The following is a 9,126-nucleotide window of genomic DNA, read 5'->3' on the forward strand; positions in this document are numbered from 1 at the left end:
AGCGAGGCTCGGATGCTTAGGTGGGCAGTAATTTCTGATACGCACATCCTCTTCACTGCAGCCACCACCAAGACGAAAACATCGAGGGAGATGCCAATTGCTCTTCAGCTACTTGATGTACTCAAACGGTGGAAGGTTGAGACCAACCCAAGACCTACGGACTTCATCGTCCCGGGTGAAGTAGTTGGCAGACCAATGAGCCGACAAGCGTTCGATAAACAGCTGCGAGCAACATGTGAACGGCTGGGCCTGGAGTTGCTGAAGCGCTATCAGGTGGTTCATGGCTATCTATCCCGCCAACACACCCATTTTCCTGGAATGAATCGGGTTTTTAAGTGGGCCGATTTTCCAACTAATCCAATCTTCATTCCAACCCAACAACCATCGGGGCGGAATGGATATGGGGCATTGGTTGGATTGTTGGAAGGGGGTGGCATCCCTCCACAGCTGGGCCTCTCACCACAGAGGAAGCAATAAGGGATAAAGAGAGGGGGGGTACTCCTCCTTATCCAACATTCCAACGCCTGGAGCACATCGCGGATGAAGTCACCCTTCCACCGCTTCCGCTCCTTGCTGCTGAGGCCCCGCTGTAGTTCACCCAACGGCACCGGACACTTCGACTTCTCGGCCAGCTCCTGCAGCCTGAGCATGCACCGCTCCTCATCCGAGGCATTGGTGACTGCTTGGAATGTGAACGCCCAGCGGTCGAGGTGTTCAACCAGACCGATGGCTGCCTGCAGCGTTGTGATGGGAATCTCGGTATCGGCTTTAGGACTCCAAATGCCCTCAGCAAAAGAAGGCCTGTAGTCGGCGTCAGCCAGCTGCAGGACATGGAGCAAACCAGTGATGCGGCCAACCTTGCCCGCCGACTTGTTAAGGATGGCCGCCTGTGACGGCAGCTTCGCTACCTGCGCTTACTCCTGTTTGGAGAACTCGTAGTCAGCGAAGTGTGCCATCGCCTCGGCGGTCATCCAATAGGTGAGAGCGGGCAACTTCCGCACCGCTGATGACACCTTCCCGAGCCCGTCCTTGGCCTCGGTAAAGGCGTTCATCTCCTCCTGATCCCACGACGTGGGGAGCCTTACCGGCGTTCCAGGTAGTAGAGCGAAGAGGAACCGCGCCCATTTGCCGTTGTGGTCGGGGCCCTGCTTTGGATGCACCCCACTTCTTCAGGCTGCCCTGGCGGTTGTAGTGCTCCGGCTTATCTTCCCAGTCATCCGACTGGGGCTTCGCCGGGTTCACGACGATGCCGAGGCTGTGCTTCTTGTGCCGAGCTAACTCACGCTCCACCGTCCCCCAGTGGGACGGGATGCTGGGGTTCACCGGAATGTGGATGCAAGGCTTGTTCGGCTCGGGTGGGAACAGGGCCTCAACGATGTCGTTGAGGTTGTCTTGGCGACCGATGAGCTCGAGGTAGCGCTCCACGTCCTCGTATTCGCTTGTTGTTGGGTGGGACGGTCAACGGGAGACCTCCTGGGCATCAGCGAGCGCCCAGTCGGCGTAGAACTGATACCCCCGGCCATGCTTGCGGATGGAGAGCGGACGAAACCGTCCTACGGTGCGCCACAGCGCCAAGGTGCGAGTCGAGATGCCCAACAGCTGGGCGAGCTCTCGGGGTTCCAGCCACTGCTTTGTGCGCTGGGGGGTGGTAGCTACGAGCTGCTCACAGCAGAACTGAATTGAGTCGTCTCAGCTCTGCCCTGGTTTGCTCGAGCTGAAGCTCGAGTGTTGTCATGTCAGTCGAGCCCCTTCTCGTGGATGGGGTCGACAACGGTTTTGATACCACCCGTTGGTGATGCATCAAGAGCATCAAGAAACTTCTGTCCAAAGCCTGGGTAGGCCTTGTCGAGAGCCACCAAGTCGATCGTGCCGTCGTCGTCGAACGTCACCACAACGGTGTCATCTCCCCTCCGTGAGAGATCAAACGGATTAGCCATTAGCTGCTGGGACCTATTTACTGATCCACAAGCGAGCAGCAGAAACAAAAAAGCTGGGTTGTCCTGACTTCAAATCGTTGGTGCATCCCGCATTGCTGCGCCGCTAATCCTCTGCTGGGCGGACTCAGGGGGTCTCACACAATCACCTGGTGGGAGGCCGTGGCCTCGTGCTACCGGGGAGCTGTCAGGTGCATCCGGTCAGAGGTACTCCGAAGGGCTCCTGAGCAGAACATAACCGCAAATTCCGGAATCGCAACTGCATACCGGAACGAGGCCCAAACTAGGCCCATCGCCGCAGGGTCAGCCTCAGATCCCTTGCAAACACACGTGTGCTTCGGCGTTCAGAAAGCCACCGAAGATGACGACGGGCTGGGTGAGACGAGAGGTGCTGATCACCTGATCAGCACACATTGCGGAGCCTTGATCAGGTCGTAGCCACGACGAATGCGACTTCCACCAGGTTCAAGAACCGTGCTCAATTGTTGATCCTCGGAAGAAGCCTCGAGAATGACCTGCTGACCGATCAACACGATCCTGAAGCGCCAGGGGAGAAGACCCGGAAGGATAAAACTCACGAAGATCCTGGTTCTCGCCTCACGCTGCCGCAATTTAGAACAACGTCCATCCATTCAACTCAAAAGAAAGCCGAGGAATTACTGGAGAGGTTTCTCAGCCACAACGGCAAAGAAAGGATCTCCCTTGCCACCGAACAAGCCCATCACACCTTCAGCACGGGTGTCTTCGGCAACGATCTCCGGCGGGGGCCAGCCCTGGGCCATCACCACCTCAGCGACATAACGCAGGTGATCACCGTCATCACCGTCGGTCCAGACCTGGGGAGCCTTAGTGAAGAACATTCGATTGGAAAACGCCACAATCACCTGGCCCCGGGGACGGGTGATCCGCAACAGCTCTGCAGCGATCGACTCGGGCTGTTGCAGGTACTGCCAACCGGCCACGATGAGGGTGGCATCGATAGAAGCATCCTCAACCGGGAGGGTTTGGTCGCGGTTGAGGTTTTGAACCCAGTGCCGATCCAATCGGGGGTTGGCGCTCAACTCCTCTGCATTGAGGCCATGGCCGATGACCTTGTCGTAACTAACGTCTTCCGGCAGGTGGCTCACCCAACTGCTCATCAGATCCAGCACCTGGGCACAGGGGGGGATGTGCTCGCGGTAGAAGGCGGTCAGCCGAGCCCGAAAACCCGCATCCAGGTGGTGAATGAAACGCGGCTCGCTATAGAAGATCGCGTCATCGGTGGCATCCAACTTGAAGCGTTGGGAGTCCTTCAGAACAGGAGCAACCGTCATCGATCAACCCAGCTGCAGGTATCCAGAGCAGAGCTGCACCAAATCGGTCAGAGCAGACCGGTTCCAGGGACGTGCTGTGGTGAGCGACTCGCCGAAGCATTGCGGTTGTTCATAACGAAAAGCAGGCCGACTCATCGCAATGCGCATATCCAGCGGACCTTAACCACGGTTCCATCGCGACCGGGGTAAACGGTCCAGGCACCATCGGCCTGGCGTTGCTCTAGCTGATCGTTGGCGCAGTTGGCACGCATCGGCAGAACCCGTTGGGTCCACTGGTCCTGGCCAGCGCGCTGGATCAGCAGGCCTGCCTCCACCTCAACGGCACCGTCCACGGTTTTTGGAGCCCGGATGTATTCAGCCGCCTTGAGCGCGGGGGTGTCGAGGGCCTCCATGAAGATCCAGCCGTCGCCGGGCAGCAGCTCGCCGCGACGCGATTGCCAAACCGCCGGCTCCTGCATCAGCTGCCATTCCGCCTGAACAGGACATGTGCTCAGGGACAAGAGTGACGACAGAGCAACTTTGAAGGCCAGAGAAGGAGAGGCCATGGGCAGCAGGATGCGGTCAGAGGGGTCAGAGGGGCTGTCGGCCGCTTCAAACAACTTCACGAAGCGTTGAAACGCAAACATGAATGAATGGTTATGGAATTCCACCCAGCAGGAGTGCCAGCTTGAAACGACTGCTTCATCAGTCCATGGCCAGCATTGCTCAGGGACGGGCTGCCTACACCGTCCGCCACAAGACATCCAACGGAGAAAAGCTGGAATCCTGCTTCTATGCCACCGACGCCTTTGAAGCCCGTCTGCTGGCCATGGAGTTCAACGCCTATATCCGACAGCACCCGAACTGCATCGATTCGATCCTCAGGACGGAGGCTTGAACGGCGCCCGCCGACGCTCCACCTGAACGAAGACCAGCCAGGCCAGGCTGGCGAGCCCCCCTCCGATCCAATCGCTGCGCAGCATTCCACCAGGGCGATGGTGCTGGCCCCGATGCGCAGTCCTCGTAGAAGCAGGTCCGTTAGGGGAGGTGTCCGGCGCTTGTCGCGCTCCATGGGCCGACTCCGAAAAGATGGGGATATTGCAGAGTCCCATGATCTCAGCCGTGCCTGTTTCTCCTGCCGCAGCTCTTCTGGCGAGGGAACGCCAGAGCCGCCGTGATGGCAGCGGCATTCAGATCGAGCAGCTGCCGGGCTGCTGGATGTTGCAGCAGACCTGGAATCGCGGCGGCGATGCACCGACGCCAGGCACCGCACTGCTGCTGCGTTGGCTGCAGGCAAGCCTAATTTTGAGCCGCGGTGACCAGGGCCTGAGCATCGTGAATCAGGTTTGCCTGGCCGGTTTCCGGTTGCGGTTCAGCGGCCATGCCCAGCTGAAGGGTTCAAGACCACTGCTGATGTTTAGCTTCACATCGTTGGAGCTGACCTGGTCACATCAGGTACTGCTGCAGCGACCCCTGCCGTCACGGAAGCCCCAACGCTTGTCCTTCTTTGCCCTGATTGAGCTGAACGACCAGCAGGGAACACTCACAGCGCGGGGTCGGGGCGGTGGACTGGCCCAGTGGTCACGCCACAAACCGGAGGCGCCATGAAGCCCGCCGTCGCCTTGGCCATGCTCGAGCGGGAAGGCGGATGGATGCTCCAGTTGCGAGACGACATCGACTCGATCATTTACCCGGGCCACTGGGGTCTATTTGGCGGCCATCTCGACCCAGGCGAAACAGCCAGCGATGCTGTGCACCGGGAACTAAAGGAGGAGATCGATTGGTCACCCAGCAGCCACTGGAACCATGGTTCAGCGACAACAGCGGCAACCGGGTGGCCCACGTGTTCCGCGAAAACCTCAGCGTCCCCCTAAGCCAGCTGCAGTTGAAGGAGGGCCAGGAGATGAAGTTGGTCTGCCTCAGTGAGCTGGTGCGTGACTCAATCTGGAGTGAGCGGCAGCAGGAGCTGCGGCCCGTTGCCCCACGACTGTCGATCGTGATCGAACGGCTGCTGCAGGAGGGGTATGACCACTGAAACCTGGCTCGATCTCCGCAATGTGGAGGCATGGCAGGGCGATCGCCCGGTGCTGCACAAGCTCAACCTGCAATTGAAACTGCGGCAGTCGACAACCGTCTTGGGCCCCAATGGCGCAGGCAAAAGCAGCCTGGTGAAACTGATCGATCGCAGCCTATATCCCATTGTTCGGCCCGACGCCCATCTGCGGTTGTTTGGCAGCGAGACGGTGAACCTCTGGGCGCTGCGCAGCCGCCTGTTGATCGCTCGCGCCCTGGTTCACCAACCCGAGGTGCTGGTGCTGGATGAGCCGCGCCGCGCCCTCGATCTCCAGGCCTGCCATCAGTGCAGGAACCACCGTGGTGCAGGTCACCCATCGGGTGGACACGATCGTGCCGGAGATGGAACGGGTGCTGTTTCTGGCGCAGGGACGCCTTGTTGGGGATGGAATCCCACGGGAGATGCTGCGGCCAGCCGAGCTGAGTGAACTGTTCAACACCCCGCTCAACGTAGTTGAAGCCCATGGCTTTCGCCAGGTCCTTCCTGGATAGATCCAGAGGCAGCACCCTGCTCTGCTAGGGATGAGGGCCAGACCACGCAATCGCCATGGCAACGGCAGAACAGAAAAAGACCATCACCAAAAAGCGCCTGCAGAAGCTGCGCAACCAGTGCCGTGACCACTACAACGTGGTGGCCGATGGTGTTCTGCCCGACGGTGCTGATGTGCGCGTCACCATGGGCAAGCTCCAGGAGCTGATCGAACTGCTGGATGGCAAAGCCAAGTGGGATGACAGCGAAGCCTCCTGAGCCGTTCCAGGACATGCGGGACGATCTTGATTACCGCGAGCCGTAGGACCAGGCGGGTTCCAAGCAAACGGCATCCAATCGGGGTCGTTCCGCCAAGGACTTTCACTTCTGAGAAGCCGGCGTTCAACGCTTGAACGAAACCTACGATTGGGACGACGACGAACGCTGATCCATCGATCAGAGACGCCGCAGCACCCCCTGACCAGGAGCCAGAAGGAAGGCGAGCACGAATTGCGCGGTTTGCGCCAGCACGATGCAACCGGCGGTGGAGCTGTCGGTCCAGTAGCTGATGAACACTCCCAGCACACTGGAAAGCACGCTGCTGGTGATGGCCAGCAGCATCATCCGGTCAAACCGATCGGTGAGCAGATAGGCCGTGGCACCGGGGGTGACAAGCATGGACACCACCAGGATGATTCCTACGGTCTGCAGACCAGCGACGGCGGCCAGGGAGAGGAGCCCCAACAGCATGTAATGCAGCAGACCGGTGTTGATCCCGATCGATCGGGCGTGGGTGGGGTCGAAGCAGAAGAGCATCAGGTCACGCTGGAACAGCAGCAGCAGCACCAGCACCAGCACCGAAATCACAAGGGTCTGCTGCACGTCCCCCGCTGAGATCCCCAGAACATTGCCGAACAGGATGTGGGTGAGATCGATGTTACTGCGCGTCTTGGAGACGAGCACGAGACCCAGGGCGAAGAAGCCGGTGAAGACAAGTCCGATGACAGTGTCTTCCTTCACCCTCGACTTCTGCTTCACAAAGCCGATGGCAGCAACGGAGCCGACACCGAAGATGAACGCCCCCAGGGAGAAGGGCAGGCCCAGGGCATAGGCGACCACCACGCCGGGGAGCACGGCATGGGAGACGGCATCGCCCATCAACGCCCATCCCTTCAGTGTCATGAAGCAGGACAACAGCCCACAAACACCCCCAACCAAGGCGCTGATCATCAACGCCTTGACAATAAAAGCGTGATTGAGGGGTTCCAGTAAAAGCTCCATCGGATTAGTATGGGCGCGCCGCAGCCAGAACGATCGTTCCGCCAGGGATCGGATCTAAAGGAAAGGCTTTGATCAACTCCCGCCCTTGAAGCGGAGCCTGGCGGATCGGGAGGTTCTGATCAGAACGTCTCCTCAGGGGAGCTGTTTCCCGTCAGCAGATCGGGCGGCACGCCGCCGAAGGTCATGGCGAGGTTCTCGGGAGTGAACACTTCCGAGGTTTCCCCATAGGCGAGCACGGTCTTGTTGATCAGAACCACCAGATCGCAAAAATCACGGACGTGGCCCAGGTCGTGGGTGGAGATCAGGATGGTGCGGCCCTCGTCGCGGAACTGAAGGAACAGCTGAGCCATCAGCTGCTCAGTGCGTATATCAACCCCATTGAAGGGCTCATCCAGCAGCAGCACATCAGCGCGCTGGGCGATTGCTCGGGCCAGAAACGTGCGCTTGCGCTGACCACCCGAGAGGGTGCCAAGGGGACGATCGGTCAGCTCCAGCAGATCAACCCGCGTCAAGGCATCCCGCACAGCCACACGATCCGAGCTGCGGGGAATCCGCAACGGATTCATCGCGCCGTAGCGGCCCATCATCACCACATCCCACACCGACACTGGGAACTGGGCATCCACCCCTTCGCTCTGGGGCACATAGGCCACCGCTTGATGACGCTGGGCTTCGGCAACGCTGCTGCCGTTGATCCGGATTCTGCCGCGCGAGGGGCGCACAAACCCAGTGAGGGCCTTGAAAAACGTCGATTTTCCGGCACCGTTCATGCCCACCAGACCGCAGATGCAACCCGCTGGCAGGTGCAGGCTGGCGTCATACAGGGCAACAGTGCCGTTGTAGTCCACACAGAGCTGGTCGGCCTGAATGCGCATCAGCGATTGCTCTCGGACAGGTCCAGGCCCTTGCGGATCAGACCCACATTGTGCCGCTGCAGTTCCAACAGGCTGGGTGCAGGACCGTCCGGAGGCGAGAGGGAGTCCACGTAAAAGGTTCCACCGAATCGCGCTCCGGCCGCTGCCGCCACCTCCCGTTGGGCTTTATCGCTCACGGTGCTTTCACAAAAAATGGCTGGCACCTGGCGCTCTCGGACCGTGTCGATCAACCGTGCCATGCGTTTGGGTGTGATCTCGCTTTCGGCATTCACCGGCCAGAGATAGGCCTCTTCGAGTCCGTAATCCGCTGCCAGATAGGTGAAGGCTCCCTCGCAACTCACCAGCAGCCGTTGCTGGGCCGGCAGCGCAGCAATCGCCGTGCGCAGCTCCTCATCAAGGGCCTGGAGCTTGCCTTTGTAGGCCAACGCGTTAGCGGCAAAGATTTCGGTCCCGGCCGGATCGAGTTGGCTGAAGGCCCGCTCCAGATGGTCCACATAGCCCATCGTGCGCTGGGGGGACATCCAGGCATGGGGATTGGGCTTACCGGAATAGGCGTCTTCCATGATCAGCAGGGGTTCCATCCCCTCTGAAAGGGTGATGGTGGGCACATCCCCCGCTGAAGCCGTGAAACGCTGGGCCCACAGCTCTAGCCCCAACCCATTCTCAACAATCAGATCCGCCTTGCTGGCGCGCTCGATGTCACTGGGGGTGGGTTGGTAACCGTGGATCTCGGCACCGGGCTTGACGATCGAAGCCACCCGCAACCGATCACCCGCCACATTCCGGGCCAGATCGGCCAAAACCGTGAAGGTGGTGAGCACCTGGGGGCGTGAATCCGCGGTGACGTCCTGGTCTCGGCTGCGACAAGAGGCCAGCAGGACACCCATCACAACCAGCAGCACAGCCGCCGAAGGTTTCCAGTTCAACAGGGGCAATGAGGGCTGACCCTGCCCGATCGAGGATCGCATCATTCGGTCCTAAAACAACCGCGGAAACGGCAAAGAAATGCTGCAACGAAGCGATGCAATCGCCGAAGCGCCAAGATCACTTCACCCACTGAACACCCGTGCGCAGGTCAGAGCGGGTGGAGGTGATCCTGCAGCGCCTCCACGAGCAGTACCCGAAAACACCGATCCCACTGGATCACAGTGATCCGTTCACCCTGCTGATCGCTGTTCTGTTGAGTGCCCAATGCACCGACA

At 59.8% G+C, this 9,126-nt stretch carries 13 protein-coding genes and 4 pseudogenes; 7 read left to right on the forward strand and 10 right to left on the reverse strand.

Annotated elements, in window-relative coordinates; genetic code table 11:
- The coding region (locus ACGVJ8_RS09565; protein ID WP_392347566.1) for a tyrosine-type recombinase/integrase at positions 1 to 477 on the forward strand (477 nt) is incomplete at its 5' end.
- Between the two features lie 462 nt (positions 478 to 939).
- Here ACGVJ8_RS09565 and ACGVJ8_RS09570 read toward each other — a convergent pair.
- The 6 genes from ACGVJ8_RS09570 to ACGVJ8_RS09595 form a co-directional block, all read right to left on the reverse strand.
- On the reverse strand, positions 940 to 1,425 hold the full coding sequence (locus ACGVJ8_RS09570) for a hypothetical protein (protein WP_392347568.1): 486 nt from the start codon (positions 1,423 to 1,425) through the stop codon (positions 940 to 942).
- Positions 1,426 to 1,458: 33 nt separating this feature from the next.
- Positions 1,459 to 1,680, reverse strand: coding sequence for a MerR family transcriptional regulator (locus ACGVJ8_RS09575; protein ID WP_392347586.1), 222 nt, complete (start codon positions 1,678 to 1,680; stop codon positions 1,459 to 1,461).
- A gap of 56 nt (positions 1,681 to 1,736) precedes the next feature.
- Complete coding sequence (locus ACGVJ8_RS09580; protein ID WP_392347570.1) at positions 1,737 to 1,937, reverse strand: hypothetical protein; 201 nt, start codon at positions 1,935 to 1,937, stop codon at positions 1,737 to 1,739.
- Between the two features lie 653 nt (positions 1,938 to 2,590).
- Positions 2,591 to 3,247 (reverse strand): methyltransferase domain-containing protein, encoded by a 657-nt coding sequence (locus tag ACGVJ8_RS09585; RefSeq protein ID WP_392347572.1) that lies wholly within the window; start codon positions 3,245 to 3,247, stop codon positions 2,591 to 2,593.
- 3 nt (positions 3,248 to 3,250) lie between these two features.
- Positions 3,251 to 3,382, reverse strand: a complete 132-nt coding sequence (locus ACGVJ8_RS09590; protein ID WP_392347574.1) for a hypothetical protein — start codon at positions 3,380 to 3,382, stop codon at positions 3,251 to 3,253.
- Positions 3,379 to 3,873 carry a hypothetical protein gene (locus ACGVJ8_RS09595; protein ID WP_392347576.1) on the reverse strand — a complete coding sequence of 165 codons (495 nt, stop codon included), beginning with the start codon at positions 3,871 to 3,873 and terminating at the stop codon, positions 3,379 to 3,381. The genes ACGVJ8_RS09590 and ACGVJ8_RS09595 overlap by 4 nt, the downstream gene beginning before the upstream one ends.
- Before the next feature lie 65 nt (positions 3,874 to 3,938).
- On the opposite strand from ACGVJ8_RS09595, the gene ACGVJ8_RS09600 reads away from it, so the two are divergent.
- Positions 3,939 to 4,124: a hypothetical protein gene (locus ACGVJ8_RS09600; protein WP_114989374.1), complete on the forward strand. Its 186-nt coding sequence runs from the start codon at positions 3,939 to 3,941 to the stop codon at positions 4,122 to 4,124.
- Here the strand turns inward: ACGVJ8_RS09600 and ACGVJ8_RS09605 are convergent.
- Positions 4,108 to 4,298, reverse strand: a pseudogene (locus ACGVJ8_RS09605) (hypothetical protein). The gene ACGVJ8_RS09600 and the pseudogene ACGVJ8_RS09605 overlap by 17 nt on opposite strands.
- 50 nt (positions 4,299 to 4,348) lie before the next feature.
- Between ACGVJ8_RS09605 and ACGVJ8_RS09610 the strand changes: the two are divergent.
- The 4 genes and pseudogenes from ACGVJ8_RS09610 (at position 4,349) to ACGVJ8_RS09625 (ending at position 6,047) form a co-directional block, all read left to right on the forward strand.
- Complete coding sequence (locus ACGVJ8_RS09610) at positions 4,349 to 4,834, forward strand: hypothetical protein (protein WP_392347578.1); 486 nt, start codon at positions 4,349 to 4,351, stop codon at positions 4,832 to 4,834.
- A pseudogene (locus ACGVJ8_RS09615) lies at positions 4,831 to 5,261 on the forward strand (NUDIX domain-containing protein). Before ACGVJ8_RS09610 ends, ACGVJ8_RS09615 begins: the two are co-directional and overlap by 4 nt.
- A pseudogene (locus ACGVJ8_RS09620) lies at positions 5,251 to 5,791 on the forward strand (ATP-binding cassette domain-containing protein). The pseudogenes ACGVJ8_RS09615 and ACGVJ8_RS09620 overlap by 11 nt, the downstream one beginning before the upstream one ends.
- Before the next feature lie 55 nt (positions 5,792 to 5,846).
- A complete protein-coding gene (locus tag ACGVJ8_RS09625) occupies positions 5,847 to 6,047 on the forward strand; it encodes a hypothetical protein (RefSeq protein ID WP_392347580.1) in 201 nt (66 codons plus the stop codon).
- Between the two features lie 177 nt (positions 6,048 to 6,224).
- Here ACGVJ8_RS09625 and ACGVJ8_RS09630 read toward each other — a convergent pair whose 3' ends face one another.
- The 3 genes from ACGVJ8_RS09630 to ACGVJ8_RS09640 all read right to left on the reverse strand — a co-directional run bounded on the left by ACGVJ8_RS09630 (position 6,225) and on the right by ACGVJ8_RS09640 (position 8,811).
- Positions 6,225 to 7,049 carry a metal ABC transporter permease gene (locus ACGVJ8_RS09630; protein WP_392347582.1) on the reverse strand — a complete coding sequence of 275 codons (825 nt, stop codon included), beginning with the start codon at positions 7,047 to 7,049 and terminating at the stop codon, positions 6,225 to 6,227.
- Between the two features lie 119 nt (positions 7,050 to 7,168).
- The gene (locus tag ACGVJ8_RS09635) at positions 7,169 to 7,924 is read right to left on the reverse strand and encodes a metal ABC transporter ATP-binding protein (protein ID WP_392347584.1); all 756 of its coding nucleotides are present in this window, start codon (positions 7,922 to 7,924) and stop codon (positions 7,169 to 7,171) included.
- Complete coding sequence (locus ACGVJ8_RS09640; protein WP_392347588.1) at positions 7,924 to 8,811, reverse strand: metal ABC transporter substrate-binding protein; 888 nt, start codon at positions 8,809 to 8,811, stop codon at positions 7,924 to 7,926. The genes ACGVJ8_RS09635 and ACGVJ8_RS09640 overlap by 1 nt, the downstream gene beginning before the upstream one ends.
- 179 nt (positions 8,812 to 8,990) lie before the next feature.
- Here ACGVJ8_RS09640 and ACGVJ8_RS09645 point away from each other — a divergent pair.
- Positions 8,991 to 9,126, forward strand: a pseudogene (locus ACGVJ8_RS09645) (endonuclease III); the annotation flags it as partial.

Origin of the sequence: Parasynechococcus sp. (assembly GCF_042954245.1) — a bacterium.
GTDB lineage: Bacteria > Cyanobacteriota > Cyanobacteriia > PCC-6307 > Cyanobiaceae > Parasynechococcus.